This window comes from Rhizobium lentis, assembly GCF_017352135.1.
Lineage (GTDB): Bacteria > Pseudomonadota > Alphaproteobacteria > Rhizobiales > Rhizobiaceae > Rhizobium > Rhizobium lentis.
Genome location: NZ_CP071454.1, coordinates 4407843 through 4433514, shown reverse-complemented (window position 1 = coordinate 4433514; position 25672 = coordinate 4407843). Strand labels below are relative to the sequence as shown.

The 25672-nt window shown below is 61.8% G+C and carries 26 protein-coding genes; 14 read left to right on the top strand and 12 right to left on the bottom strand.

Features of this window, described 5'->3' with window-relative positions; genetic code table 11:
- Positions 1-109 precede the first annotated feature (109 nt).
- Genes J0663_RS21655 through maiA form a run of 3 tightly spaced genes read left to right on the top strand, consistent with a single transcriptional unit; the run spans position 110 to position 1347 of the window.
- Entirely contained in the window at positions 110-526 is a 417-nt protein-coding gene (locus tag J0663_RS21655; RefSeq protein ID WP_207242386.1) for an organic hydroperoxide resistance protein, read from the top strand.
- Positions 527-565: 39 nt separating this feature from the next.
- A complete protein-coding gene (locus J0663_RS21650) occupies positions 566-715 on the top strand; it encodes a hypothetical protein (protein WP_207242385.1) in 150 nt (49 codons plus the stop codon).
- A complete protein-coding gene (gene maiA, locus J0663_RS21645) occupies positions 712-1347 on the top strand; it encodes a maleylacetoacetate isomerase (RefSeq protein ID WP_207242384.1) in 636 nt (211 codons plus the stop codon). Before J0663_RS21650 ends, maiA begins: the two co-directional genes overlap by 4 nt.
- Here maiA and J0663_RS21640 read toward each other — a convergent pair whose 3' ends face one another.
- Positions 1348-1689 carry a (R)-mandelonitrile lyase gene (locus J0663_RS21640; protein WP_207242383.1) on the bottom strand — a complete coding sequence of 114 codons (342 nt, stop codon included), beginning with the start codon at positions 1687-1689 and terminating at the stop codon, positions 1348-1350.
- A 482-nt stretch (positions 1690-2171) separates the two neighbouring features.
- On the opposite strand from J0663_RS21640, the gene J0663_RS21635 reads away from it, so the two are divergent.
- Both J0663_RS21635 and J0663_RS21630 read left to right on the top strand, forming a co-directional pair.
- Positions 2172-3683 carry an ATPase domain-containing protein gene (locus J0663_RS21635; RefSeq protein WP_207242382.1) on the top strand — a complete coding sequence of 504 codons (1512 nt, stop codon included), beginning with the start codon at positions 2172-2174 and terminating at the stop codon, positions 3681-3683.
- Positions 3658-5745, top strand: coding sequence for a PAS domain-containing hybrid sensor histidine kinase/response regulator (locus J0663_RS21630; RefSeq protein ID WP_207242381.1), 2088 nt, complete (start codon positions 3658-3660; stop codon positions 5743-5745). Before J0663_RS21635 ends, J0663_RS21630 begins: the two co-directional genes overlap by 26 nt.
- Here J0663_RS21630 and mobB read toward each other — a convergent pair.
- From mobB to J0663_RS21615, 3 genes are read right to left on the bottom strand one after another with little or no spacing between them, the layout of a single operon-like run.
- Positions 5742-6260: a molybdopterin-guanine dinucleotide biosynthesis protein B gene (gene mobB / locus J0663_RS21625; protein WP_207242380.1), complete on the bottom strand. Its 519-nt coding sequence runs from the start codon at positions 6258-6260 to the stop codon at positions 5742-5744. The two genes, J0663_RS21630 and mobB, sit on opposite strands and share 4 nt — an antisense overlap.
- Positions 6257-6886 carry a molybdenum cofactor guanylyltransferase MobA gene (gene mobA / locus J0663_RS21620; protein ID WP_207242379.1) on the bottom strand — a complete coding sequence of 210 codons (630 nt, stop codon included), beginning with the start codon at positions 6884-6886 and terminating at the stop codon, positions 6257-6259. Before mobA ends, mobB begins: the two co-directional genes overlap by 4 nt.
- A gap of 22 nt (positions 6887-6908) precedes the next feature.
- Entirely contained in the window at positions 6909-7817 is a 909-nt protein-coding gene (locus J0663_RS21615; protein ID WP_207242378.1) for a DMT family transporter, read from the bottom strand.
- 317 nt (positions 7818-8134) lie between these two features.
- Here J0663_RS21615 and J0663_RS21610 point away from each other — a divergent pair, with 317 nt between their 5' ends.
- On the top strand, positions 8135-8899 hold the full coding sequence (locus tag J0663_RS21610) for an SDR family oxidoreductase (RefSeq protein WP_207242377.1): 765 nt from the start codon (positions 8135-8137) through the stop codon (positions 8897-8899).
- A 303-nt stretch (positions 8900-9202) separates the two neighbouring features.
- Here J0663_RS21610 and J0663_RS21605 read toward each other — a convergent pair whose 3' ends face one another.
- From J0663_RS21605 to J0663_RS21585, 5 genes are all read right to left on the bottom strand, one after another.
- The gene (locus J0663_RS21605) at positions 9203-9985 is read right to left on the bottom strand and encodes a glucose 1-dehydrogenase (RefSeq protein WP_207242376.1); all 783 of its coding nucleotides are present in this window, start codon (positions 9983-9985) and stop codon (positions 9203-9205) included.
- A gap of 180 nt (positions 9986-10165) precedes the next feature.
- On the bottom strand, positions 10166-10954 hold the full coding sequence (locus J0663_RS21600) for an SDR family oxidoreductase (protein WP_207242375.1): 789 nt from the start codon (positions 10952-10954) through the stop codon (positions 10166-10168).
- 78 nt (positions 10955-11032) lie between these two features.
- Positions 11033-12511, bottom strand: a complete 1479-nt coding sequence (locus tag J0663_RS21595) for a sugar ABC transporter ATP-binding protein (protein ID WP_207242374.1) — start codon at positions 12509-12511, stop codon at positions 11033-11035.
- 132 nt (positions 12512-12643) lie between these two features.
- The gene (locus J0663_RS21590; protein ID WP_039620119.1) at positions 12644-13573 is read right to left on the bottom strand and encodes a sugar ABC transporter substrate-binding protein; all 930 of its coding nucleotides are present in this window, start codon (positions 13571-13573) and stop codon (positions 12644-12646) included.
- Between the two features lie 116 nt (positions 13574-13689).
- The gene (locus J0663_RS21585; protein ID WP_207242373.1) at positions 13690-14670 is read right to left on the bottom strand and encodes an ABC transporter permease; all 981 of its coding nucleotides are present in this window, start codon (positions 14668-14670) and stop codon (positions 13690-13692) included.
- A gap of 210 nt (positions 14671-14880) precedes the next feature.
- Here J0663_RS21585 and J0663_RS21580 point away from each other — a divergent pair, with 210 nt between their 5' ends.
- The 4 genes from J0663_RS21580 to J0663_RS21565 all read left to right on the top strand — a co-directional run bounded on the left by J0663_RS21580 (position 14881) and on the right by J0663_RS21565 (position 19150).
- A complete protein-coding gene (locus J0663_RS21580) occupies positions 14881-15690 on the top strand; it encodes a transketolase (protein WP_207242372.1) in 810 nt (269 codons plus the stop codon).
- Positions 15690-16646, top strand: coding sequence for a transketolase family protein (locus J0663_RS21575; RefSeq protein WP_207242371.1), 957 nt, complete (start codon positions 15690-15692; stop codon positions 16644-16646). The genes J0663_RS21580 and J0663_RS21575 overlap by 1 nt, the downstream gene beginning before the upstream one ends.
- A gap of 65 nt (positions 16647-16711) precedes the next feature.
- Positions 16712-18178, top strand: a complete 1467-nt coding sequence (locus J0663_RS21570; protein ID WP_207242370.1) for an FGGY family carbohydrate kinase — start codon at positions 16712-16714, stop codon at positions 18176-18178.
- 21 nt (positions 18179-18199) lie between these two features.
- A complete protein-coding gene (locus J0663_RS21565; protein WP_207242369.1) occupies positions 18200-19150 on the top strand; it encodes a sugar-binding transcriptional regulator in 951 nt (316 codons plus the stop codon).
- A gap of 233 nt (positions 19151-19383) precedes the next feature.
- Here the strand turns inward: J0663_RS21565 and moaA are convergent, their stop codons facing one another.
- Entirely contained in the window at positions 19384-20430 is a 1047-nt protein-coding gene (moaA, locus tag J0663_RS21560; protein ID WP_207242368.1) for a GTP 3',8-cyclase MoaA, read from the bottom strand.
- A 188-nt stretch (positions 20431-20618) separates the two neighbouring features.
- Here moaA and J0663_RS21555 point away from each other — a divergent pair, with 188 nt between their 5' ends.
- Together J0663_RS21555 and J0663_RS21550 are read left to right on the top strand one after the other, a co-directional pair.
- Positions 20619-20993 (top strand): gamma-butyrobetaine hydroxylase family protein, encoded by a 375-nt coding sequence (locus J0663_RS21555; protein ID WP_207242367.1) that lies wholly within the window; start codon positions 20619-20621, stop codon positions 20991-20993.
- Between the two features lie 28 nt (positions 20994-21021).
- Positions 21022-22212 (top strand): low temperature requirement protein A, encoded by a 1191-nt coding sequence (locus tag J0663_RS21550; protein WP_207242366.1) that lies wholly within the window; start codon positions 21022-21024, stop codon positions 22210-22212.
- 76 nt (positions 22213-22288) lie between these two features.
- Here the strand turns inward: J0663_RS21550 and J0663_RS21545 are convergent, their stop codons facing one another.
- Positions 22289-22756 (bottom strand): MarR family winged helix-turn-helix transcriptional regulator, encoded by a 468-nt coding sequence (locus J0663_RS21545; RefSeq protein WP_207242365.1) that lies wholly within the window; start codon positions 22754-22756, stop codon positions 22289-22291.
- A gap of 47 nt (positions 22757-22803) precedes the next feature.
- Between J0663_RS21545 and J0663_RS21540 the strand changes: the two genes are divergently transcribed.
- Positions 22804-23778, top strand: coding sequence for an alpha/beta hydrolase (locus tag J0663_RS21540; protein ID WP_207242364.1), 975 nt, complete (start codon positions 22804-22806; stop codon positions 23776-23778).
- A gap of 35 nt (positions 23779-23813) precedes the next feature.
- Positions 23814-24425 (top strand): pyridoxamine 5'-phosphate oxidase family protein, encoded by a 612-nt coding sequence (locus J0663_RS21535; protein WP_207242363.1) that lies wholly within the window; start codon positions 23814-23816, stop codon positions 24423-24425.
- A gap of 56 nt (positions 24426-24481) precedes the next feature.
- Here J0663_RS21535 and J0663_RS21530 read toward each other — a convergent pair whose 3' ends face one another.
- On the bottom strand, positions 24482-25549 hold the full coding sequence (locus tag J0663_RS21530; protein ID WP_207242362.1) for a GGDEF domain-containing protein: 1068 nt from the start codon (positions 25547-25549) through the stop codon (positions 24482-24484).
- Between the last annotated feature and the right edge of the window lie 123 nt (positions 25550-25672).

The following is a 25672-nucleotide window of genomic DNA, read 5'->3' as shown; positions in this document are numbered from 1 at the left end:
CAAAATTTCAGAAACATGGGCGATACATCGGCCAGTCAAACCACACTCCGTCAACCCGGCCGCACAAGGCGGCCCAGTCGCGGAAAGCGATGCAAACAAGGAGTGTTCCATGACCAAGATCGACAAGGTTCTTTATACCGGCAAGACCCATACGACCGGCGGGCGCGAAGGCGCTTCGCAGAGCGACGACGGCCAGCTGGATATCAAGCTCTCACCTCCCGGCAGCGCCCGGCCCGGGACCAATCCGGAACAGCTTTTCGCGGCCGGCTGGTCGGCCTGCTTCATCGGCGCGATCGGCATTGCCGCGGGCAAGCTGAAGATTAGGCTCCCGGCAGAGACCGCCGTGAACGCCGAGGTCGATCTCGGAACGACCGACGGCGACTATTTTCTGCAGGCCCGTCTCAAGGTTAGCCTGCCTGGCATCGAAGCGGATGTCGCAAAGGCGCTGGTGGATGAGGCGCATCGGAGCTGCCCCTATTCGAAGGCGACGCGCGGCAACATCCATGTCGAATTGACCGTTGCCTGACCAACAAGGAGGTCGGTCGGCCTCCCGATGGAGCATTTGATGAGACTGATGATCATTTGCATTCTGGGAGCGGCGGTCTTCGCCGCGCCCTGCGTCTACGACGTGCGCTCGCGCGAGCCTTCGCCGCTTGCGGGCCTTGTCACGGCGGCGTCCGCAGCCTCCTCAGGTCAACATGGAGAAAGACAGTGAAACTCTACCAGAACGAAATATCGTCGGCGACTTCGAGGGTCCGGATCGCGCTCGCCCTGAAGGGATTGACGGCCGAAGCGCTGCCGGTCGGCATTCTCGGCGAAGAGGCCGAGAGCCGGCAGGCGGGATATCGCAGCGTCAACCCACAGGGGCTGGTTCCGGCCTTGCTGACGGATAGCGGTGTTCTCATCACCCAGTCGATGGCGATCGTGGAGTATCTCGACGAGGTTCAGCCTGAGCCGCCGCTCCTGCCCTGTAACGCCGAAGACAGGGCGCAGGCCCGCTCGATCGCGCTTGCGATCGCAGCCGAGATCCACGCGCTGCTGCCGCCGCGGATCGGCCTGCATCTGAAGGCTGCCTTTCAAGCCGATGCCGACGCCGTTGCCGCCTGGAGCCGTCATTGGGTCGGCGAGGGAATGGCCGCGGTCGAGACGATGATTGCCGGCCGCAGGAATGGCGCTTTCGCCATCGGAGACCGGCCTGGCATAGCCGACATTTTCCTCTTTCCGCAGGCAATCAGCGCAAGACGCATGGGCTTCGATCTCGGTCGATGGCCGAATGTTGCAGAGATTGTCGGCAGACTCGAGGCGATACCGGCTTTTCTGGAGAATGCGCCGGCACCGAGGAAATGATCAGGTGGTGAAGATGCAGCCACAAAAGGACATGGCGGTGGTCGGCGCTGCGCCGTGCCAGTGCCTTTCGCCGGGCGGGAACCAGATGACGTCTCCTGGCCGAATCTCCTCGATGGGGCCGCCGTCGCGCTGGACCCGACCGCAGCCCGAGGTGACGATCAACGTCTGGCCAAGGGGATGCGTGTGCCAGGCGGTGCGGGCGCCGGGCTCGAAGGTGACGCTGGCGCCGGCGGCGCGAGCCGGATCGGTGACGGAGAACAGCGGGTCGATGCGCACCGTGCCGGTGAACCAATCCGCCGGTCCCTTGGCCGATCGCTGTGAGCCGTTTCGTTTGATTTCCATGATCGTGCTTCCTGTGTCTTGGGCTGCGAACCCAATCGTCCGCGGTGGACCGAGAGCGTCCGCGATAGAGCATAGTTAGCGCGTGGCGTCAGCCTCGATAAGGTGGCGTCGGTGGCAAGGACCTATGAGAAAGTTTCATGAATGCCGCGTCCTGGCGGGAATGACCTGACCGCCTTCCTCGCCGTTGCGCGTGAACAAAGCCTCACGAAGGCGGCGGGAAAGCCGTGCAGGCACATCTGGAAAGCGGGCAGCTGGTGCCTTTGTCGAAGACCGGTGTCCGCCTTTCGTCCCATCTTTTTATTCCAGCCGCAGGCTCCCCTCGGCAGCCTTTGCGGTCGTCGCCGATGCGCTTCACTATGGCGGATGGAGGCTTATTTCAGCCTGGCGGCAACCTATTGAGGAAGCCCGAAGTCTACTGTGCGGTCTATTTGACATTCCATCGTTCGCTACTAGTTCAAGCTTAAAAACGAAGGAACCAATAGATGAATACTGCTCTGCCTGCCACGAAAGCTCGGACCGGAGTGTCCGGTTTGGACACAATCCTGGCGGGCGGCCTTTCTGTCGGCCACGTGTTTCTCCTCGAGGGAAATCCAGGAGCCGGCAAGACCACCATCGCACTGCAGTTTCTGGTCGAAGGCGCGCGGCTTGGCGAGCGCGGGCTCTACATCACGCTCTCGGAAACCGAGAGCGAACTGCGGGCCGGAGCTGCGTCGCACGGCATGATCATCGACGGCAATATCGAGGTCTTCGAGGTCGTGCCTCCGGAGAGCCTGCTGGATTCCGACCAGCAGCAGAGCCTGCTTTATTCGTCAGATCTGGAGCTTGGGGAGACCACCAAGGAAATCTTCGCGGCGTTCGAGCGGGTGAAGCCAAGCCGCGTGGTTCTCGACAGCCTGTCGGAGATAAGGCTGCTGGCCCAGAGCTCGCTGCGCTATCGCCGGCAAATCCTTGCGCTCAAGCATTACTTCGCCCGCCAGGGCGCGACAGTGCTTCTGCTCGACGACCTGACGTCCGACTTGCTCGACAAGACGGTGCACAGCGTGGTGCACGGCGTGATCCATCTCGAGGAACTGGCACCCGGCTATGGCTCCGAGAGGCGACGCCTGAGGGTCATAAAATATCGCGGGCAGGCCTTCCGGGGTGGCTACCATGATTTCACCATCCAAACCGGCGGCGTCGTCGTATTTCCGCGCCTGGTTGCGTCAGAGCACAGGACGAGTTACTCCCGCGACAACGTTTCGAGCGATATTGCGGAACTGGATCTTCTCCTGGGTGGCGGACTGGAGAGGGGATCAAGTACGTTGATCCTCGGGCCCGCCGGCACCGGCAAAAGCACCTTCTCCTTTCAATTTCTGGCAGCAGCGATCGGGCGAGGAGAGAAGGCGGCGGCCTTCATTTTCGATGAAGAACTCGGGCTGCTCTTCGGACGGCTCAAGGCGCTCGGCATGGATATCGAGGCGATGAGGGACTCGGGTCTCGTCCATATCGAGCAGGTTGACGCAGCCGAATTGTCGCCCGGCGAATTTGCGTATCGCGTGCGGGATTGCGTCGACAAGTCGGGTGCCAAGACCGTCCTCATCGACAGCATCAACGGATATCAGGCGGCGATGCCCGATGAAAATTCGTTGATCCTCCACATGCACGAACTGCTGCAATATTTGAACCGGCAAGGCGCGAACACCTTCCTGACCGTTGCCCAGCACGGGCTCGTCGGCGACATGAAGTCGCCGGTCGACGTCACCTATCTCGCCGATACCGTCATTCTGCTGCGTTATTTCGAGGCGGCCGGCAGGGTCCGCCGTGCCGTTTCGGTGATCAAGAAGAGGACGGGTTTCCACGAGGATACGATCCGGGAATATCGCATCGACGCGTCGGGCCTGACATTCGGAGGACCGCTCGCCGGATTCCAGGGAGTGCTGCGCGGCGTTCCGGAGTTTGTTTCAGACACGATGTCCCTCATGTCGCGCGATGGCGGGGATAGCGGCAATTCCTAATTCCGGCAAACCAAAGGCGCTGATCTACACTCCAACAGGGCGTGATGCCCTGGTGGCGGTATCTCTCGTGAACGAAGCCGGCGTGACAGCGGTTACTGCTCCGGACCTTCCGATGTTCGCAGCCTTGCTCGATGACGATGTCGCATTCGGCGTGCTGACGGAGGAGGCTGTCCGCTCAAGCGATCTGAAGCAGGTTGCAGCCTGGATTTCGGCGCAGCCAAGCTGGTCGGATCTGCCGTTCATCGTGCTCACCACGCGGGGCGGAGGGCCTGAGCGGAATCCCGCAGCTGCCAGACTTTCCGAGGTTCTTGCCAACGTTACCTTCCTGGAAAGACCTTTTCACGCGACCTCCTTCATCAGTATTGCCAGGACCGCGTTTCGGGGTCGGCTGCGGCAATACCAGGCACGCGCCCATCTCGAGGCGCTGAGCGAGGGGGAGCGGCGATTGCAAACCGCGCTTGCTGCCGGGCGCCTGGGTGCATGGGAGCTCGAACTCTCCTCGATGAATTTGTCAGCGTCCGATACCTGCAAGGCAGTCTTCGGCCGAGGGCCGCACGAGGAATTCACCTATGAGGACCTGGTAAAGAGCATCTATCCCGACGACCGACACCTCGTGCAGGCAAGCCTGGACCGGACGATCGAAACAGGACGCGATTATTCGGTCGAACACAGGACGATATGGCCGGACGGCTCTATTCACTGGGCGGAGGTGCACGCGCAGCTCTACACGGATCGCTATGGATCGGCAAAGAAGCTCGTCGGCGTTTCCTCCGATGCCACGGCGCGCAAGACCAGCGAGGAGAACCTCAGGCGGCTGAACGAGAGCCTCGAAGAGCGGGTGAGGGAGCGAACGGCCGAGGTCCATGCGGCTCACCAGAGCCTGCTCGAGCAGGTTGCCCAACGTGAGAAGGCGGAGGAGCAGCTTCGCCATTCGCAAAAGATGGAGGCCATCGGCCAACTCACCGGCGGCGTCGCACATGATTTCAACAATCTGCTGATGGTCGTTCTCGGCAATCTCGAACTGCTCGGCAAGCATGTCGCGGGAGACCGGAAAGCGTCGCGCTTGATCGATGGCGCGCTTCAGGGCGCCCGCCGCGGCGCGGCCCTGACGCAGCGTCTGTTGGCTTTCGCCAGACGGCAGGATCTGCAGGTGAAGCCAGTCGATCTGGCCGAGCTGGTATCGGGCATGAACGACCTGTTGCGTCGCTCGGTAGGATCGTCCGTCAGCATTGAAGCCCAGCTTCCGCCGGCGCTGCAGCCGGCGCTGGTCGATGCCAACCAGGTCGAATTGGCGCTGCTCAACCTTGCCGTCAACGCGCGCGATGCGATGCCGGATGGAGGCTCGCTGTCGATCTCGCTGCGCGAAGAACAGGTCATGGCTGTCGGCGGCGACCTCGGCCAGGGGACCTATATCGTCCTCAGTGTGACCGATAACGGCAGCGGGATGGACGAGGCGACGCTGAAGAAGGCCGTCGATCCCTTCTTCTCGACCAAGGAGCTTGGAAAGGGCACGGGCCTTGGGCTGTCGATGATCCATGGCCTTGCCGTTCAGCTCAACGGGGCGTTGCGCCTGGCGAGCAAACCCGGCGTGGGAACGACTGCCGAATTATGGCTTCCGGCGACGGAACGGCGCCCCGAACAGCCGGCTGAGACCGATATGGCCCCTGCGCAGGCCGCATCCAGGTTGAAGATCCTTCTGGTCGATGATGACACCTTGATCGCCATGAGTTCGGTCGAGATGCTTGAAGATCTCGGCCATGATGTCGTGGAAGCAAACTCCGGCTCGCAGGCGCTGGAACTTATCCGAAGCGGTGGGCATTTCGACGTGATGATTACCGACTATTCGATGCCCGGCATGACCGGCGCGCAGCTTGCACAGGCGGTGCGGACCATTCGGCCGAAACTGCCGATCGTGCTGGCGACAGGTTATGCCGATCTTCCTGCCGGCGCAGAGGTCGATCTTCCAAGGCTGGCAAAGCCGTACAACCAGGCCAAGCTTGCGAGGGAAATTCACAAGGCGTTGGCAAGCGAGATGGATCTGCCTCTGAAATCGGCGAGCTAAGGTCGAGCCTCAAGACCGACGATCTCAGCGATGAAATCGGCGATGGCGGCGGTGTCGTCGAGGTCGAAGACGGGCAGGGCCGTGTCCGTGACGGGATGATCGGTGGCGATGGCCGCGATATAGGGATCATCGGGCGCAAGCGGCGTACGGTTTGCCGCTTCGAGGCGGCGAGCCTCGATCTTCGGGATGGGCTCGCGCTTGTAGCCCTCGATCAGGACGAGGTCGCAGGGGGAAAGCCGGGCGAGAACCTCGTCGAATTCCGGTTCGGCGGCGCCTCGCAGCTCGTGCATGATGGCGTAGCGGGTGCCGGAGACGATGGTGACTTCGTGAGCGCCGGCCTGGCGGTGGCGGTAGCTGTCGGCACCGACCTTGTCGATGTCGAAATCATGATGGGCGTGCTTGATCGTCGAGATTTTATAGCCGCGGCGGGTGAACTCGGTCACCAGCCGGACGGCAAGCCCTGTCTTGCCGGAGTTCTTCCAGCCGGCGATGCCGAAGACTTTTGGTGCCGTCATGTGCGAAGGGCCTCCAGCCAGCGTTCCGCCTCGACGAGGTCGTCGGGCGTATTGATGTTGAAAAAGGGGTCGAGCAGGCTGGCGCGTGTCGGATGAAGCGGGAATGCCACTTCCGTAACGTCATGCCGCAACAGGAAGTCGCGCACGCGGCGCTTTTCGTCCGTGGCGATCCAGGCTTCGAGATCGGCCGCCAATGTCACCGGCCAGAGACCGAAGACCGGGTGGCTGCGGCCTTCGGAGGCGGCAATGGCGATCTGCGACGGGCGCTCGATCGCCGCCGCCAGCCGGACGACGAGATCGGCCGGGAAGAACGGGCAATCGACCGAAACAGTGACGACATGGCTGACCGAAGGGATGCCGGCGGCATAGACCATGGCTGCATGGATGCCGGCCATCGGCCCGGCCTTGCCGGCAATATGGTCGGGAACGACGGGCACATTCTCGCTGGCGGCATCGGCATTGACGGCAACGGAGAAGACCTGCGGCGCGAGCCGGGCCAGCACGTGGCGGAGCAGGCTCTGAGGCCCGAGGATCACGCCTGATTTGTCGCGGCCCATGCGCTGGGAGCGGCCGCCGGCCAGCACGACGCCTGCTATGTCGGATCCATCCAATGAGAACTCAGCCATCATCCTGCCTCGGAATGCTTCGTCACACCGGCACGCGCGGTTCGGATTCCTGCGCGATGGATGAAACGTGGCGCTTGGCCTCACGATAGAACGTATAGAGGCCGGAAGCGATGACGATTGCGGCACCCATCAGCGTCCAGCCGTCCGGCACTTCGGCGAAGAAGAAAAAGCCGAGCAGCGAGGAGAAGATCAGGCTGGTATAGCGGAACGGTGCAACGAAGGAGATTTCGCCGGTGCGCATGGCAAGGATGACCGACTGGTAGCCGACGAGGACAAGTACCGAAGCAAGCATGAGATGCCCGAGCGAGGTAAGGCTGACCGGCTGCCAGCCGCCGAGCACCGGGATGAGCAGCGCCCCGAAGAAGGAGGCGGAGGTGGCGGTGATGACGGTGATCATCAGCGAGGGAACTTCCGGATCGATCGAGCGGGTGGCGAGATCGCGGCCGGCCGTCGTCAGAACCGCGCCGACACAGAGGAGGGCGGCGGCGGTGAATCCTTCAGGGCCGGGGCGGATGATGATCATCACCCCGACGAGGCCGACAAGGATCGCCGACCAGCGCCGCCAGCCGACGGGTTCGCGGAAGAACAGCGCGGCGCCGAAGGTGACGACCAGCGGCAGCGACTGCAGGATCGCCGAGGCATTGGCGATCGGCATCATGCCGAGCGCGGTGATATAGGTGACGGCCGAGAGCATCTCGCAGACGATGCGGAGAATGATCATCGGCTTCAGCACGACACGCCAGGAGCGCAGCGCGCCCATTTTCCACGCGATCAGAAAGACGAGCAGGCTGGTGAAGAGGCCGCGCAGGAACATGATCTCGCCGGCATTCATATAGGCGATCACTGATTTGGAGAGTGCGTCGCTGGAGGAAAAGCCGGCCATCGCCATGCTCATATAGATGGCGCCCTCAGTATTGCGTGACCGCGGCATGAAGAGATTCCCTTACCTGTGCGCCCCTTCTTAGTCGGGAAGCTACATGAAGGGAATCGAATGAATGTCACACCCAGGATAAATCGATGATGCAGTGCACAAGGTCGCTCACGCTGCGGCCGGGGGCTCTTCGAAAACCGCGGCAAATGACCGTTTTATTTGGCGAATCCTCACTTCCCTCTCGACTCGGTTGCGAAACTCAGCGCTGACCAAGGCCGTCCGCTATCGGCGGCTTTGCTTCTGCGCGCGGGAAACGGGTGGCTGCGCCGCCTGATGTTTGAGATCTGGGATGCCTCAACAACCGAGGAGAAACGGACATGACGCTTCTGAAGGACAAGATTGCAATCATCACCGGTGCAAGCTCCGGCATCGGCCGCGCCGCGGCGAAGGTCTTTGCGCGGGAGGGCGCGAAGCTGGTGATCAACGGGAGGCGTGAGGATGCGCTCAACGCCGTCGTCGCAGAAATCGAGATGGATGGCGGCGAGGCTGTCGCCATTGCGGGCGATGTCAGGGACGAGGCGCTGCAGGTGAGGCTCGTCGACATGGCCATCTCGCGCTATGGCAGGCTCGATATCGCCTTCAACAATGCCGGCAGTATCGGCGAGATGGGGCCCGTCTCCGGCCTGTCGCTGGGGGGCTGGCGCGAAACGATCGAGACCAACCTGACCGCGGGCTTCCTCGGCGCCAAACATCAGTCGGCGGCGATGGGCGAGGGCGGATCGCTGATTTTCACCTCCACCTTCGTCGGCTACACCGCCGGCATGCCCGGCATCGGCGCCTATGCGGCAAGCAAGGCCGGTCTGATCGGTCTCGTGCAGGTGCTTGCCGCCGAACTCGCGTCGCGCAAGATCCGCGTCAACGCCCTTCTTCCCGGCGGCACTGATACGCCGGCCAGCATCACCAATGCGCCTGGTGCGACGGCGGAAGTGCTCGCTTTCGTGGAGGGGCTGCATGCGCTGAAACGCATGGCGCAGCCGGAAGAGATCGCCAATGCCGCGCTCTTCCTGGCGTCCGACCTGTCGAGCTTCGTGACGGGGACGGCGATGCTGGCGGATGGTGGGGTTTCGATCAGCCGGACGTAGGGTTGGTGAGGGGGCATTTGGCTCAGGCAATGAAGGGTGTGCCGTGTGGCCCCCTCATCTGCCTGCCGGCATCTTCTCCCCGCTGGGGAGAAGCGGAATCGCGGCGGCGCCTCGCTCCATTTGAGACGTTGCGATAGGTGTGGCTACCGTGCGTCTTGCTCCCCCTTCGCCCCAGCGGGGAGAAGATGCCCGGCAGGGCAGATGAGGGGGGTGAGGAGCGGAAGCGACGAACGCCTTGAGCGGCAAGCGAAAGGCAAATGACGTCAAGGTTCCGTCCAATTTCAGTGCCGCCACCCTTCACGCTTACGACATAATCAACCCGCCATCGACATTGATCGTCTGGCCGGTGATGTAGGCGGCGTCGTCGCTGGCGAGGAAGGTGACCAGGCCGGCGACGTCCTCGCCGGAGCCGGCGCGTTTCATCGGGATGCCTTCGACCCATTCCTTCATCAGTTCGCCGGGGCCGTAATTGCCGAGCAGCTTGCCCCAGGCCTGGTCGTTATAGGCCCACATATCCGTCTCGATGATGCCGGGGCAGAAGGCGTTGACGGTGATGTTTTCGGTCGCGACTTCCTTCGCCAGGCTCTGGGTGATGCCGACCACGCCCATTTTCGAGGCGGCATAGTGCGGCGTGAAGATGAAGCCGTCACGGGCCTGGCCGGAGGCGGTGTTGATGATGCGGCCGCCGCGCTTGTGCTTGCGCATTCGCGCAATGGCCTCCTGGGCGCAGAGGAAGACGCCCTTGGTGTTGACGGCCATGACCTTGTCCCATTCGTTTTCGGTCAGGTCCTCGACGCGGGCGATGGTGATGACGCCGGCGTTCTGGATCGAGACGTCGACGGTGCCGAATTCCTTTTCGGCCGTATCGTAAAGCGCCGTGACGCTCGCCTTGTCGGTAACGTCGCCAATGAAGGAGATCGCCTTGCCGCCTTCGGCCCTGATCCCTTCGGCAACGCCGTGGACCAGATCCTCATTGGCCGAGACGACGAGATTGGCGCCTTCGCGCGCAAAGCGCCTGGCGACGGCGGCGCCGATGCCGCGGCTGCCCCCGGTGATGACGACGGTCTTGTTTTCGAATCGTTTCATGCTCTTTCCTCGTATTCTCACACAAACGGCAGATCCGGGCGCGAACGACGGCCCCCGGCGTGAAGGGCGGGCAGACGGCGATATCGCACGCCGTCCTGCCCGTTATTCCCTTCAGCGCCTCGGTCTCAGCCAGGGAGGGAGCGAGACCGTTCACTTTCCAGCTGCCGGCTACTCATCGCATCACCAGCAGCAGAAACCGCCGTCGACGAGAAGATCGACGCCGGTCACGAAACTTGCCGCATTCGACAGCAGGAACACCGCCGGACCGACCATCTCGTCGACAGTTGCCATGCGCTGCATCGGCGTCTGCTCTTCGAAGAGCTTGGTCTGATGCACCATCTCCGGGCGGGTGTTCATGGGAGTTGCCGTGTACCCCGGGGAGATGGTGTTGACGCGGATGCCGCGGCCGACCCATTCCATGGCCAAGGACTTCGACATATGGATGACGCCCGCCTTGGAGGCGTTGTAATGCGCCTGGCTCAGCCCCCGGTTCACGATCACGCCGGACATGGAGGCGATGTTGACGATGGAGCCGCGTCCATTCTTCAACATGGCGCGGGCCTCGGCCTGGCAGGACAGGAATATGCCCTTCAGGTTGATATCCATCAGCGTCTGATACTGATCCTCTTCCATCTCTTCCGCCGGATTGGCGTTGGCGATGCCGGCAGCGTTGACGGCAAGGGTCAGCGCGCCGAGATCCGCTTCGGTGCGCGCGACGGCGTCTGCAAGGGAAGATTTGTTCGTGACGTCAGCCGCGATCTGGATCGAGCGGCGGCCGGCGGCGCTGATGTGTTCAGCCGTCCTGGCCAGCCCGTCATCGGTCCGGCGGTCGAGCAGCGCGACGTCGGCGCCGCATTGCGCAAGGCCGATGGCAATGCGCTGCCCGATGCCGCTCCCGGCACCGGTTACAATGGCAACCTGGCCGCTGAGGTCGAAAAGCTTCGGGGCGTTCAGAGTGATGTCGGACACCGCTCTTCCTTTCTCTGTCTGTTTTGTTTTCACGCAATTCCTGACGCAAAACCGCTGCACACTTTTGCTGGAATTGCTTTAGATGGTCGCTAACTCCATGACCGAGACGTCGTTTGCCTGGTCACGATCGAGGATGCCTGCCTGCTTGCCCTGGGCAAGCACGAGAATGCGGTTGGAAACTCCGAGAACCTCCTCGAGGTCCGAGCTTACGACGATGACCGCCACACCCTGTTTGGCAAGGTTGACGATGATGTCGTAGATGCCGGCGCGGGCGCCGACGTCGATGCCTCTCGTCGGTTCGTCGAGGACCACGACCTTGGGATCGCGCAAGAGCCACTTCGCGATCACGACCTTCTGCTGGTTACCGCCGGAGAGATCGGAGGCGTGTTGCTCGGCGCGGCCCTTGACGCCGAACTTGGCAACTGCCTTTTCTGCGAAGGAGCGCTTGAGGCGCGGCGTGATCCAGCCACCGCCGAGTTTATCCAGATTGGCGTAGATGATGTTTTCGCTGATCCGGTGGCCGACGATGAGGCCCTGCTCCTTGCGGTCTTCCGGAACCATTACGATGCCTTTGGCGATGGCGTCGGCCGGATCGCGCAGCCTGAGTTCCTCGCCTTCCAGCCTGATCGAGCCGGCATTGATCGGATCCGCCCCCGAAATCGCCCGCACCAGTTCTGTGCGGCCGGCGCCGACCAATCCGGCGATCCCGAGAATTTCGCCTGCCCGCACCTCGAAGGTGACGTCACGGAACGAATTGTCCGGCGAGCTCAACCCGGAGACTTGAAGTACCGGACGATCCGTCGGAACGGGCAGGGTAGGGAACAGGCGGTCAAGCGGGCGTCCGACCATGCTCTCAACGATCGTTCGCACCGGGGTGGCGCTGTCCGAGAATTCCTGCACCCGCTCGCCGTCGCGAAGAACGACAATCCGGTCGGTAATCTGCTTGATCTCTTCCATGCGGTGGGAAATGTAGACGATGCCCACGCCTTCCGAGCGAAGCTTGCGAACCTGTTCGAACAGAGCTTCCGTCTCGGCGCCGCCAAGGGCGGCCGTCGGTTCATCGAGGATCAGGAGCTTGGCGTTGAGAGCCAGCGCCTTGGCGATCTCGATGAGCTGTTGATTTGCGGTGGAAAGGCCGGCGACCATCCGCGTTGCCGGTATATGGAGGTTCAAGCGCGCGAGCTGGTCCTGGGCCCGGCGGACCATCTGAGCCCGGTCGACGACGCCGTTCTTCATCGGCCAGCGTCCGATGAAGACGTTTTCCGCGATCGACAGCTGCGGCAGAAGCTGCAGTTCCTGGTGGATCAGCACAACGCCCTTGTCGATCGCTTCCCGCGGGGTGGCAGGGGCATAAGGCTGCCCCAGCCATGTCATCGATCCCTCGGAGGGTGTGCGTGAGCCGGCAATTATGCCCGACAGCGTCGACTTGCCCGCTCCGTTTTCCCCGAGAAGCGCAACCACTTCACCGGGATAGACGTCCAGGCTGACATTCTTCAGCACCTGGAGCGTTCCATACCACTTGGATATGCCCCTCAGGGAAAGAACTGGATCAGTCACGGGCACACCTCCTCAAGACCTCGACTTCATTAGAGCGCCGTGCGTCCGTTTGGACGCACAAAGGACGCTCTCACACTTTGAATCTACGCATCTTGCCTTCCGAAAATCGATTCCGATTTTCGGGCCGATGCGTTACGGATGGTTGGCGATGAAGCCTGCGACGTTTTCCTTGGTTGTCAGCGTGGCATCCAGGAGCTGTACGGGGGGTACCTTTTCGCCGGCGACAAGCTTGGCGGCATTTTCGACCGCGTCGCGGCCCATCTTCTGCGTCTGCTGGGTTGCCGTTACGTTGAAGACGCCCTTGCTGAGGGCTTCGAGAGCCGCGGTGTCGCCATCGAAGCCGCCGACTACGATCTTCTGCGAGGGGTTTGCGACCTTGATTGCCTGAGCGGCGCCAAGCGCGAGGCCATCGGCCTGTGCGAAGACGATCGAGACATCAGGGTTTGCCTGCAGCATGTTCTGCATGATCTGGAAGCCTTCGTCCTGGCTCCAGATGTTCGAATATTGCTCGGCGACAACCTTCACATCCGGATAGGCCTTGAGCGATTCAGCGCAGCCCTTGGAGCGGTCGACTTCCGGGGTCGTGCCCTTCTGGCCGTGGATGATGACCATCTTACCCTTGCCGCCGGCTTCTTTCAGGATGTAATCGCATACCGCCTTGGCCGATGCGACGGAATCCGTTGCGAGGAATGTATCGCCCGGCGCGCCCTCGGCGTTGCGGTCGACGTTGACTACCGGGATGCCGGCGTTCTTCGCGAGCTTGACCGGAACGGTCGCAGCGGCGGCACCTGCCGGAATGTAGATCAGCGCGTCGATCTTCTGGGTCAGAAGATCCTGAATCTGGTTGACCTGCGTCGGCCCGTCGCCCTTTGCATCGACCGTGATGACTTCGATGCCGCGCTTCTTGGCTTCGGCCTCGACTGATTGCTTGATCTGGTTGAAGAAGTTTGCCTGAAGGTTGGCGACGGCCAATCCAAGTTTCTTCAGCTCCGCCGCGTGGACGGGACCGAGCATGAGACCGAGCAGTGCAGCGGACGCAAGCATGGTGCGCGCAATTTTCATTGTAGTTCCTCCGTTTTTGATGGGACCCTAGGGTATGTCCTCCCCCTCGGGTGATTGCTCCGCCCCGAATTTCCGGGACGGAATTCCGTGCCCGCCAACGCGGCGGACGATGCGCGTCAGGCGCGACGCCGACGAATGGTCTCTGCGCCTACCGCAAGCACGATGACGATCCCGATGATCACTTGCTGCAAGAAGGGCGAGACGTTGAGAAGGTTGAGGCCGTTGCGAAGCACACCGATGATCAGCACGCCGATCAGCGTTCCGCCGATGCCGCCTGCGCCGCCGGAGAGCGAAGTCCCGCCGATGACGACGGCAGCGATGGTGTCCAGCTCATAGCCAAGGCCGCTGGACGGCTGGACGGAATCCAGGCGGGCGGCGAGCACGATGCCGGCAAGCCCGGCAAGGACTGCGCTCACGACATAGACGGCTATCGTCACCAGCGGGACGTTGATGCCGGCCAGCCGCGCGACTTCGGGGTTGCCGCCCACCGCATAGAGCATGCGGCCTTCGGACCGGAAGTGCAGGAAGAGCCAGGCCGCAAGAACGACCGCGAGCATGAGGAAGACCGTGGCAGTCATGACGCCGAAATGGCGATCGATTGCCAGCATCATGAACCAGTCGGGGAAGCCGACGATCTGCTGGCCGTCCGTGATCATGTTCGCAACGCCGCGCGCCGCCGACATCATAGCTAGCGTGGCGATAAAGGCCGGAACCCTGAACTGCGTCACCAGAAGCCCGACGATCAGGCCCGAAACGGCCGATGCGATCAGGGCAAAGGCGATCCCGACGGGCAGCGGCAGACCAGCAACGTTGGCGGTCCAGCCCATGACCATCATCGCCAGGGCGAGGGCCGAGCCGACGGACAGATCGATGCCGCCGATCAGAATGACGAAAGTCATTCCAACCGCCATGATGCCGAGGACGGTGATCTGGTCGAGGATATTGAGCCCGTTCCGGACCGAAAGAAACGTGTCCGTGCTGAAGCTCAGAAAGATGGACAGCGCCAGTAATCCCACGAGCGGACCGGTGGCTCCCTTGAGCTTGCCGAGCCAAGCTCCGGAGGAAAGCCTGTGTTCATTGATATCGAGCGCCACCATTGCTCCTCCCATGCTTAGGCATGTATCCGATATTTGTGCAAGCAAGAATAATTATTCACTAGTGCCGGAAAATTCATTAACAAGTTGCTTTCCGGCTGTCAACAAGATTTGCAGTAATGTACGCTTCCTTTTGCCCGGTTAAAGGGCTTGACTAATCGGTCGGTTATGCAAAAATATTGAGTAATGAATATTTATGCACATGAGGAGCCCATGGATACGACAGAACTTGAGCGCATCGCCCGCGAGATCCGATTGCGTGATCTCCAGGCGGTCTTTGAAGCGGGCGCCGGCCATATTGGAGGGGAGATGTCGGTCATCGACATTCTGACGGCGCTCTATTTTCGTGTGCTGAAAGTCTGGCCGGATCAGCCGAAGCATCCCGACCGCGACAGGTTCGTTCTGTCAAAGGGACATACGGCCTGCGCTCTCTATGTGACGCTCGCAAAGCGCGGCTTCATTCCGGAGGAGGAGATTTCCACCTTCCTGCAGCCGCATTCGAGGCTGAACGGGCATCCGAACTGCAACAAGGTCCCTGGCGTCGAAACGAATACCGGGCCGCTCGGCCACGGTCTTCCCGTCGCAGTCGGAATGGCAAAGGCCGCCAAGCTCTCCGGCGCTCGATATCACACCTATGTCGTCACCGGCGACGGTGAGATGCAGGAGGGTTCCAACTGGGAAGCGATCATGGCGGCAGCGCAGTTCAAGCTCGACAACTTGACCTTGATCATCGATCACAACAGGTTCCAGCAGGGCGCTGCGCTTGCCGAAACCAATGATCTGGCTCCGTTCCGTCCGAAGCTCGAAGCGTTCGGCTGGGAGGTCACCGAGATCGACGGCAACGCTATAAGCGAAATCGTTCCGGCTCTCGAACACCGGGGATCTGCGCCGCACTGCATCGTCGCCCACACCAACAAGGGCCACGGAATCTCCTTCATGCAGGACCGGGTCGAGTGGCATCATAAGGTGCCGAGCAAGGAACAATACGAAATCGCATTGGCAGAATTGTCGGAGGCACTGTGATGAACGCGCCAGTAAACCCACCCAAGCTCCACGATTGCCGCGACGCATTCGCCTCTACGCTCGAGCGGCTGGCCGGCGAAAATGAAACGATCGTTGCCGTCTGCAACGACTCTGTCGGCTCCTCCAAGCTCGGCGGCTTCAAGTCGAGGTTTCCGGAGCGCCTCGTCAATGTCGGCATCGCGGAGCAGAACATGGTCGGCGTCGGAGCAGGCCTTGCCAATGGCGGACGGCTGCCCTTCGTGTGCGGCGCTGCTCCGTTTCTGACGGGGCGGTCGCTGGAGCAGATCAAGGCCGACATTTCCTACTCGAACGCCAACGTCAAGCTGGTGGGGATCTCGTCCGGGATGGCATATGGCGAACTCGGTCCGACTCATCACTCGATCGAAGACTTCGCCTGGACGCGGGTGCTGCCCAATCTCCCGGTCATCGCGCCCTGCGACCGGATCGAAACCGCTGCTGCCGTGGCCTGGGCAGCGACCTACAGCGGGCCTTGCTTCCTGCGCCTGTCACGGGTCGGTGTGCCCGACCTTCTTGCGGAAGGTCACACGTTCGAACTCGGCAAAGCGAATCTCCTTCGCCAGGGTTCGCAAGTCACCCTGATCGCCAATGGCACCTTGACGCATCGCATCGTGAAGGCTGCCGAGATTCTCGCAGACCGCGGCATCGATGCCAGGGTGCTCAATCTCGCAACGGTTCGTCCGATCGATGAAGAGGCCATCATCGCCGCAGCCAGGGAAACTGGAGCGATCGTCACGGCCGAAGAGCATTCGATCTTTGGCGGGCTCGGCTCCGCGGTGGCCGAAGTGGTGGTCGACCATGCCCCGGTGCCGATGAAGCGCCTCGGCGTTCCCGGCGTCTACGCCCCGACCGGTTCGGCGGAGTTCCTGCTCGACGAATTCGGGATGGCGCCGCCCGCAATCGCCGACGCCGCGCAGTCGCTGATCAAGCGTAAGTAATTGGGATCACGTGACCGGCCGGGCGCCTTCGTCGCTCGGCCGCCACCTGATCTGGGGAGGGTAGAATGCGGGCAATTCTGGCAATCGACCAGGGCACGACCAATTCAAAGGCAGTTCTCGTTTCCGAAAAGGGAGAGATCGTCGGCAGAGGTTCGGCGCCTGTCGGCATCTCCTATCCGAAGCCGGGCTGGGTCGAGCAAGACCCGCGCCGGCTTTATGCATCGGTCTGTGAAGCCGTCGACGCCTGCCTGAAGGCCAGTCCTGATATCGCTATCGAGGCTGTTGCCATTTCCAACCAGCGCGAGTCGGTCACCGCCTGGGATGCCGATACCGGAGAGGCGCTTGGACCGGTGGTGAGCTGGCAGTGCCGCCGGACGGCCCAAGATTGCGAACGTCTCATTGCCGAAGGCCACCTTGACCGGGTGCAGGCGCTCACGGGCTTACCATTGGATCCAATGTTTCCAGGTTCGAAATTTCGATGGCTGCTCGACCGTGTTCCAGCCGGGCGATCGGTGCGGCTGGGGACGATCGACAGCTGGCTCATCCACTGCCTGACGGGCGGACACCGGCATGCCTGCGACGCTTCGAACGCCGCCCGGAGCCAGTTATTCAATCTTAGGGAGCAGAGATGGAGCGAGGAACTCGGCGGGATCTTCGGCGTCGACATCGCGCTCCTGCCCGAGGTCCTCGACAGCTCCGCCGATTTCGGCAGAACCCAAGGATTGCCAAGGGTGTCGGATGGCACTCCCATCATGGCCGCGATCGGAGACAGCCACGCTGCCCTGTTCGGTCATGGGGCATTCAAGCCAGGCGACGGCAAGGTGACCTTTGGGACCGGCTCTTCGGTCATGACGACGCTTTCGCGATTCATTCCTCCGCGTAGCGGTGTCACGACTACTGTCGCATGGCGTATCGGGGGAAAGCCGACTTTCGCTTTCGAAGGCAATATTCTCGTTTGTGCCGCCAGCCTCCCGTGGATGGCCGATATTCTCGGCCTTGCGGATGTGGCTGCCCTTGTCGAACTTGCGGCGAGCGCCGAGCCGGGCGGACCTGGCTTCGTGCCGGCGTTCGTGGGACTGGGTGCGCCTTACTGGAATGCCAATGCCCGCGCCCTGTTTTCCCAGATCAACTTCAATACGACGCGTGCGCAGATGGCGCGGTCGGTAACGGACTCCATCGCCTTGCAGGTGCATGACGTTATTGCGGCCATGCGGGCACAGAGTCACGGCGCGCTTGGTGCGCTCTATGTGGATGGTGGACCGAGCCAGAACCGCTTCCTGATGCAATGCGTCTCGAACCTCATCGAACATTCCGTGATCCAGTGCGAAGCACCAGAGGCGTCGGCCTTGGGCGCTGCCTATCTGGCGGGGCTGTCGCTCGGCATGTGGAGCGATCTCGACGTTGTCACGGCGCTGCCGCGAAACACTGAGATCATCGAGCCGCAACCCGTGGATCGGGCGTTACTTCTCGAGACCTGGAATGATGCGCTCGCCCGCTCGACGTCCCACGAAACACAGGCTAAAGGTGAATAAAAATTCAATCTGGGATTAGCGATGACTCGCCTCAACGAACTCCGCCTCATTTCAAGGGTCGCCCAGATGTACCACATAGAGGGGCGGCGACAGGCGGAGATCGCTCAGCACCTTCGCCTGTCGCAGGCCACCGTGTCGCGCATGCTCAAGCGCGCCGAGGCTGAAGACATCGTGCGAACCAGCGTGATCCCTCCCGTCGGCACCTACAGCGAGCTCGAGGGCGCCCTTCGCGAGAAATACGGCCTGCCGGAGGCGATCGTCGTCGAGTGTTCGGAGGATCGCGACGGCGCCATCATGGCCCGTATCGGCGAGGCGGCGGCTCATCTCCTGGAGGTGACGCTTGCACCGGGGGAGATCATCGGCGTTTCGAGTTGGAGCCAGACCATTTTCAAGATGGTCGAGAACATCCATCCGCAGAAGAGCGCTCAGGCGAAATACGTCGTCCAGACCCTTGGAGGCATGGGCGATCCTTCCGTGCAGACGCATGCGACGCAGTTGACTACGCGGCTTGCACGGCTGACGGGCGCCGAGCCGAAACTTCTGCCTGTTCAGGGCGTTACGTCGTCGAGAGAGGCAAAACTCCTGATGCAGGCCGACCCGTTCGTCCGCGAGACGATGGATCTGTTCGGCAGCATAACGCTTGCGATTGTCGGAATCGGAGCCGTCGAACCCTCCGAACTTCTCGCACGGTCGGGTAATATCTTTTCGTCCCGGGAACTGTCCGATCTTGCGGAGGCGGGAGCCGTCGGCGATATCTCGCTTCGCTTCTTCGATAAAAACGGCAAGCCGGTCAAGACACCTCTTGATGATCGGGTCATCGGGCTTCCACTCGAGGAGCTCGAACGGGTGGACCGGGTCATTGCGCTTGCCGGCGGGGCCAAGAAGACCGATGCCATTGCCGGCGCGCTCCGCGTGGGGGTCATCGACATGCTGGTTACGGACAAGTTTACCGCGCAGCGATTGATCGATTGAAGCGGCAACTGAGGTGAGTAGTGCACCGCGGGAGCGTTGAAGGAGCTGCCGCAAGGCTGCCTGGTGCCAGTCTTGCTTTGGGTGTCCAGCGCTCACCTCGTCCTTCGCGCGCCTCGCAGGTCAGGCTGAGGGAGTTTGCCGCACCGCATTCCGGCCCTTCGCGTGGGCTCAGGCGCTCGGCCCTACGATCGATTCGCTGGATCGATTGCTCGCCGCTTTGCGGGGACCGCGCCTCACCCACCCGTAACACTCATATGCCGCGCCACCGCCGGGCGGTTATGCGTGCGGTCGATGATGAAGTCGTGACCCTTCGGCTTGCGGGTGATGGCCTCGTCGATGGCGGCGTGGAGGAGGGCGTCGTCTTCGGTGGCGCGCAACGCCGCCCGCAGATCGGCGGCGTCATTCTGGCCGAGGCACATGTAGAGCGTGCCGGTGCAGGTGAGACGGACTCGATTGCAGCTCTCGCAAAAATTATGGGTCATCGGCGTGATGAAGCCGAGGCGGCCGCCGGTTTCCTCGACCCTGACGTAACGCGCTGGGCCGCCCGTCTGGTAGTCGATGTCGGTTAGGGTGAACTGCTGTTCAAGATCGGCGCGCAACTTCGAAAGCGGCAGGTACTGACCGGTGCGGTCTTCTTCGATCTCGCCCATCGGCATGGTTTCGATGACGGTCAAATCCATGCCGCGGCCATGGGCGAAGCGCAGGAGCTCCGGAATTTCGGCGTCGTTGAAATCTTTCAGCGCCACGGCGTTGAGCTTTATCTTCAACCCGGCTTTCTGTGCGGCGTCGATGCCTTCCATGACCTTTGCGAAATCACCCCAGCGGGTGATCTTGCGAAACTTGTCGGGATCGAGCGTATCGAGCGAGACATTGATGCGGCGCACGCCGCAATCGTAAAGCTCGTCGGCATGGCGGGAGAGCTGCGAGCCGTTGGTGGTCAGCGTCAGTTCGTCGAGGCCGGAGCCGATCTTCTCGCCGAGCCGGCGCACCAGATACATGATGTTCTTGCGCACCAGGGGCTCGCCGCCCGTCAGCCTGATTTTCTTCACGCCCTTGGCGATGAAGGCGGAACAGAGCCGATCGAGCTCTTCCAGCGTCAGAAGGTCCTTCTTCGGCAGGAAGGTCATGTTCTCCGCCATGCAATAAGTGCATCGGAAATCACAGCGGTCGGTGACGGAGACGCGGAGATAGGTGACCGCCCGCCCGAAAGGATCGGTCATCGGATGCGCATCTGCCACCAGCGGCGATGCATTGCCTATCGTTCCCACTCTCGTATTCACCCGTTCCTCCGCCTCAGACCTTTGCCTTCCGACTGTCGTCGCGAAGGTCTTGGCTGTTTCAAGCGATATCTTTCAGTGTGTGCATATGTGATTGCCCCGTCAAGGGAAACAGATTTCGCATACGCTAATTTGCGCTTGCCTCTAAAATGGCGAAAGCCTACTTCTCCAAGGCAAAGAGGGTGATAGAGATGAGCGATATCTGGCCGACCGAACTCCGCGTCTCGAAAGACAGGCAGCGGCTTCTGGTGAGCTTCAATGACGGGCAGAGCTTCGACCTGTCGGCCGAGCTCCTGCGTGTGTTGTCGCCTTCGGCCGAGGTGCAGGGTCATGGACCAGGGCAGAAGGTGACGGTATCGGGAAAACGCAACGTTGCGATCATCTCGATGACGCCGACCGGCAACTACGCTGTCAGAATCGGTTTCGACGATATGCACGACACCGGCATTTACACCTGGACTTACCTGCGCGAACTCGGCGAACGCGGGCCCGAACTGTTTTCGGCCTATGAGGACGAGCTCAGGGAGAAGGGCATGAACCGCGACACGGCGGAAAGGCCGCGCTGAACTTCAAAACATGGCCATCGGGGGGCACATGGCGAAAGCGAATAAAAAGAACTGGCTGCGCGCCAAGGGCAGTGCTGCCGGCAGCAAGGTGACCTTCCTCGAACTGTTCTTCGACCTGGTCTTCGTCTTTTCGATCTCGCAGCTTTCGCATGCGCTTGCCGCACATTATACGCCGCTCGGGGCTGTCGAGGCGGCCTTGATGACCTTCGCCGTCTGGTGGGTGTGGATCTTCACCGCCTGGGTGACGAACTGGCTCGATCCCGACAAGATGCCGGTGCGCGGCATGCTGGTGGCGCTGATGATGCTCGGGCTGGTGCTTTCCGCTTCCATTCCCGAGGCCTTCGGCGATAAGGGGCTGCTCTTTGCCGGCGCCTACGTGGCGATGCAGGTCGGCCGCTCGCTGTTTGCGACCTATGCGATGACACGCGTCGACCGGGCCAACACGCTGAATTTCGTCCGTATCACCGCCTGGCTCATGGTGGCAGCCGTCTTCTGGATCGCCGGCGGGCTCATGGAACATGAGGCCCGGCTGATCGCCTGGGTGATTGCGCTTGTTATCGAATATGCCGGGCCGGCCGCGGGTTTTGCCGTGCCGGGGCTCGGCCGCTCGACGCCGAGCGACTGGGACGTATCCGGTGCGCATATGGCCGAGCGCTGCGCGCTCTTCGTCATCATCTGCCTTGGTGAAGCAATCCTCGTTTCCGGCCGCACCTTTTCCGAGCTGCCGATCTCCGGTCTGACCAGTCTTATCTTCGTCACCGCCTTCATCGGCACGGTCGCCATGTGGTGGCTTTATTTCCGCTTCGGCCACGGGCGCGCCGCCCATCGCATCGAGCATGAGGAGACGCCGGGAGCCTTGGCACGGCAGGCCTTCACCTATGGGCATATTCCGATCCTGGCCGGCATCATCGTGCATGCGGTGGCGGTGGAGTTCATGTTCTCGCATCCGCATGAGACGGGAGATTTCGGTACCGCCGCGGCGGTGCTCGGCGGCTCCGGCCTGTTCCTTGTCGGCAATCTCTGGTTCAAGGGCGCGACCAGCGGACAGTTGCCTCTGTCGCATCTTGCGGGCCTCGTGCTGGTGATCCTGCTTGCCTTCGCGGCCCCCTTCATCGAGATCTATCTGCTCGGCATCCTGGCGACGCTGGTGCTGATCATCGTTGCTGCCTGGGAATACCGGTCGCTGAGCGGCACGTCGGCGGCACCCTCACTGCATTGATCGTCAAGCGCCTCGCATCGAACCCGGCTCGTGCAAGGCGCTTGAGGTCCTTGTTATGCATGTCGTCCGACATGCATCAATCGTCGTCGCTGAGGTCCTTTAGCAGCACGGTGATGATGCGTTCCATCGAGGTGGCGGTCGCCATGCATTGTTCGATCGGCTCCTCGGAGAGCGTGCGTTCGATAAGATCGGTCTGGATCACCATCGCCGCCTCGGTCAGCCGACGGCCTTCCCCGGTGAGATAAAGGCGCAGCACGCGCTTGTCGCGCTCGTCGCCGCGCCGCTCGATCAGGCCACGTTTTTCCATCTGCGGCAGCAGCATGCTCATATTGGAGCGGCCGACGAGAAGCTTGCGCGCCAGCTCCTGCTGCGAAATTCCCTCGAAACGATAGAGATTGACGAGGATATCGAGGTGCGGCGGCTTGATGTCTAGATCGGCAAGCGAGCGCGCCAGGGATTGTTGCATGAGCTGGCAGGCGCGAGCCACCGCGATCCAGCTGCGAAAACGCGGATGATCCCAGGGAAGGGATTGATTTTTGTTCATCGTTGTACTTTATTGTTCAGTGTTGAACATGTTTTTGGATTCCCACTATGGCAAATTTCGCACTCAAGGTCATCCGCCTGGGGTTCTCTGCTCTGCAGGCGGTTTCGCCGCGGCTGGCGGGCAGGGCGGCATTCCTGCTGTTCTGCCGCACGCCATCGCCGCGGCCGAAGGGAAAGAAGGCGAAGGCGGCGCATGCGGCGGGTGAGGCGCGGCTTGCCGGCGCGGAGCGCTTCGTCCTCAGGCTTGCCGGCGGCGCCAAGGCGCATGCCTATCGCCTGAATGGCGGCGCGATCGGCCAGCGCAAGCGCTATCTCGTCACGCATGGCTGGGGTTCGAGTGCCGTCTACATGGCCGATCTCATATCGATGCTGGCGGCAACGGGTGCCGAGGTGGTGGCACTCGATTTTCCCGGTCACGGGCGCGCGGGCGGACGCTTCCTGCATATGGGGCTTGCGGTCGAGGCAATCGCGGCAGCAGGGGAGCGATTCGGCACCCTCGATGCGGTGATCGGCCATTCCTTCGGGGGTGCCGCGCTGATGGTCTCGGCGGCGGGCCTGATTCCCGATGCGACGCCGGCCAGCTGCGAGCGGCTGGTTCTGATAGGTGCGCCGAGCGAGATGGCCTGGCTCTTTACCGATTTCGGCTGGATGATCGGGCTTCGCCCCGCGGCGCAGGCCGCGCTGGAAAATGAGGTCCATCGCGTCAGCGGACGGAGACTCGAGGATTTCGATGTGGGCGATACGGCCGGTATGATCGGTTCGCCTTTGCTCGTCATCCACGCCGAGGACGACAAGGAGGTGTCGCCGGCCCACGCCAGGCGTTATGGCGCGGCGGGCAAGAGTGTGCGCCTGGTCTGGGCGAACGGATTCGGGCACCGGCGCATCGTCAGCGCGGCTCCTGTGCTCGGCGCGATTGCGGCCTTTCTCGCAGGCGACGCAGACGAGGAGGCAGACGAATGCATCAAAAAAGATGCGGAGATCATTCCGTTTTTTGAGCTTCCGGCGAGGCGCGCGGCATTGTAGCGTCCGTGGCAAGATCAGTCGCGGCGGGACGCCTCATGAAAATCATCGACAGCATCGAAGAGCTCAATACGATTTACGGCGCCGGCCTGTCGGAGGCCTCGGTCGACAAGGTGACCAAGCGGCTAACGCCGCTCTATCGTGAGATGATCGAAATCTCGCCGTTTGCAGCACTTGCGACCGTTGGGCCGGAAGGGCTCGATTGTTCGCCGCGCGGCGATCTCGGCGGTGTGGTGCGCGTCGTCGACGACGAGACGCTGCATCTGCCGGATTGGCGCGGCAACAATCGGGTCGATTCGCTCTCCAACATCGTGCGCGATCCTCGGCTTGCGCTGATGTTCCTGATCCCCGGTTCGAACACGACGATGCGCATCAACGGCCGTGGCGTCGTCTCGAACGACGAGGCGCTGCTTTCGAGTTTCGATATGGATGGTAAGCATCCGCGCACCGTCGTTGTCATCTCTATCGACGAGGTCTATTTCCAGTGCGCGCGCGCCGTAATGCGAGCCGAGCTCTGGAATGCCGAGCACTTTGCCGATCCGGCGGGGCTGCCGACGCCGGGTCAGATGCTGAAGGCCGCGGTCGGCGATTTCGACCAGGAAACCTACGACCGGGAATGGCCCGGGCGCGCGGCGAAGACGATGTGGTAGGTGTGATACCTGGTGCCGTCACCTTACGGTGACAGCGTGCGCGGTCCGGACTGTGGTCAGGCCTTATAGATCAGCCAGCTCTTGCTGAAGTCCTTCTGCATGCCGTTCTCATAGAGTACTATGCAGTTGCGCCCGGCGTTCTTGGCGCCGTATAGGGCGATGTCGGTCTTGCTGTAGAGTTCGCCGGCATCCTCGGCATTCGAAGCCATGCAGACGCCGATCGAGACGGTAATCGGGCCATAATTGACCCGCGTGCGGGAATTCTTGAAAGGCGTGGTTTCCAGCGTGTGACGGATGCGTTCGGCGATCGCCGTCACCTCCTCGGCTGTGTTGCCCTCGATAATCAGCGCGAACTCTTCGCCGCCGGCACGGGCGACGAAGACGTCGCGCCGGACATTGCTGCGGATGACGGAGGCGACCGTCGCCAGGATCTTGTCGCCGACGGGATGGCCGTAGGTGTCGTTGATCTTCTTGAAGTTGTCGATGTCGGCGAGCATCAGCGCCGTCACCGGCCGCATGCCGGGATTGTTGAAGACGGCGGCAAGGCGATCGTCGAAGGCGCGGCGATTGGAAAGGCGCGTCAGCGAGTCGGTGTTGGCGATGCGCTTGTATTCGTCCAGTTCCTTGCGCACCTGATCCATCTCCTGCGAGCGCTGGACGACGTCCTCGACAGTGCGTTCGCCATGGGCCATGGTATCGCCGGTCGCCTGGCTCAGAAGTTCGATGGCGCTTTCGATCAGTTCGACGCTGGCATTGCTCTTGGAAGTGATGCGCTTGTGGGTCTCTCCGAGCAGCCTGGTATAGCTTTCGAGCGAGCTCTGCTCCTGCCTCAGGATCCGCAGCAGGCCATCGAGTTCGCCCGATATGCGCGAATGGGCGTCGTCGAAGACGCGGGCGGGGCTGTTGGTGAAATATTGCGCGCCGAGCGCGTCGAGTTCGGCCTGGGTCGCCTGGCTGCCGAGAGCTGCGAGTTCGCGGGTGAGCGCCGGATTAGAGCCGATATAGGCCTCATAGAAGAGTTCGTAATTGCGGGGTATCGGCGCGACGCCCATCGAGCGCATGGCATAGGTGATCTGGCCCGCTACGTCGGGGACCTGCACCTTAGGCGCGACAGCCGTATTCATCCGGCGAACTCCTCATATATTCGAAGGCAATATTTTATTTGTTAGCTTAAATTTCTTGGGAAAAGATTAAAGCGACATATACCAAAGATTACATACGACAAATTCGCAACGAGCCAATACTTT

Excerpts from the sequence above, each read along its gene's own strand:
- J0663_RS21585 (WP_207242373.1), bottom strand. The coding sequence starts at position 14,670 with ATGGTGGCGCTCGATATCAATGAACACAGGCTTTCCTCCGGAGCTTGG.
- mobA (WP_207242379.1), bottom strand. The coding sequence starts at position 6,886 with ATGGCTGAGTTCTCATTGGATGGATCCGACATAGCAGGCGTCGTGCTG.
- J0663_RS21545 (WP_207242365.1), bottom strand. The coding sequence starts at position 22,756 with ATGAACAAAAATCAATCCCTTCCCTGGGATCATCCGCGTTTTCGCAGC.
- J0663_RS21655 (WP_207242386.1), top strand. The coding sequence starts at position 110 with ATGACCAAGATCGACAAGGTTCTTTATACCGGCAAGACCCATACGACC.
- J0663_RS21605 (WP_207242376.1), bottom strand. The coding sequence starts at position 9,985 with ATGAAACGATTCGAAAACAAGACCGTCGTCATCACCGGGGGCAGCCGC.
- J0663_RS21580 (WP_207242372.1), top strand. The coding sequence starts at position 14,881 with ATGGATACGACAGAACTTGAGCGCATCGCCCGCGAGATCCGATTGCGT.
- J0663_RS21575 (WP_207242371.1), top strand. The coding sequence starts at position 15,690 with ATGAACGCGCCAGTAAACCCACCCAAGCTCCACGATTGCCGCGACGCA.
- J0663_RS21535 (WP_207242363.1), top strand. The coding sequence starts at position 23,814 with ATGAAAATCATCGACAGCATCGAAGAGCTCAATACGATTTACGGCGCC.
- J0663_RS21540 (WP_207242364.1), top strand. The coding sequence starts at position 22,804 with ATGGCAAATTTCGCACTCAAGGTCATCCGCCTGGGGTTCTCTGCTCTG.
- J0663_RS21640 (WP_207242383.1), bottom strand. The coding sequence starts at position 1,689 with ATGGAAATCAAACGAAACGGCTCACAGCGATCGGCCAAGGGACCGGCG.
- J0663_RS21630 (WP_207242381.1), top strand. The coding sequence starts at position 3,658 with ATGGCGGGGATAGCGGCAATTCCTAATTCCGGCAAACCAAAGGCGCTG.
- J0663_RS21615 (WP_207242378.1), bottom strand. The coding sequence starts at position 7,817 with ATGCCGCGGTCACGCAATACTGAGGGCGCCATCTATATGAGCATGGCG.
- J0663_RS21565 (WP_207242369.1), top strand. The coding sequence starts at position 18,200 with ATGACTCGCCTCAACGAACTCCGCCTCATTTCAAGGGTCGCCCAGATG.
- J0663_RS21555 (WP_207242367.1), top strand. The coding sequence starts at position 20,619 with ATGAGCGATATCTGGCCGACCGAACTCCGCGTCTCGAAAGACAGGCAG.
- J0663_RS21530 (WP_207242362.1), bottom strand. The coding sequence starts at position 25,549 with ATGAATACGGCTGTCGCGCCTAAGGTGCAGGTCCCCGACGTAGCGGGC.
- J0663_RS21650 (WP_207242385.1), top strand. The coding sequence starts at position 566 with ATGAGACTGATGATCATTTGCATTCTGGGAGCGGCGGTCTTCGCCGCG.
- J0663_RS21635 (WP_207242382.1), top strand. The coding sequence starts at position 2,172 with ATGAATACTGCTCTGCCTGCCACGAAAGCTCGGACCGGAGTGTCCGGT.
- J0663_RS21550 (WP_207242366.1), top strand. The coding sequence starts at position 21,022 with ATGGCGAAAGCGAATAAAAAGAACTGGCTGCGCGCCAAGGGCAGTGCT.
- J0663_RS21570 (WP_207242370.1), top strand. The coding sequence starts at position 16,712 with ATGCGGGCAATTCTGGCAATCGACCAGGGCACGACCAATTCAAAGGCA.
- mobB (WP_207242380.1), bottom strand. The coding sequence starts at position 6,260 with ATGACGGCACCAAAAGTCTTCGGCATCGCCGGCTGGAAGAACTCCGGC.
- J0663_RS21610 (WP_207242377.1), top strand. The coding sequence starts at position 8,135 with ATGACGCTTCTGAAGGACAAGATTGCAATCATCACCGGTGCAAGCTCC.
- J0663_RS21590 (WP_039620119.1), bottom strand. The coding sequence starts at position 13,573 with ATGAAAATTGCGCGCACCATGCTTGCGTCCGCTGCACTGCTCGGTCTC.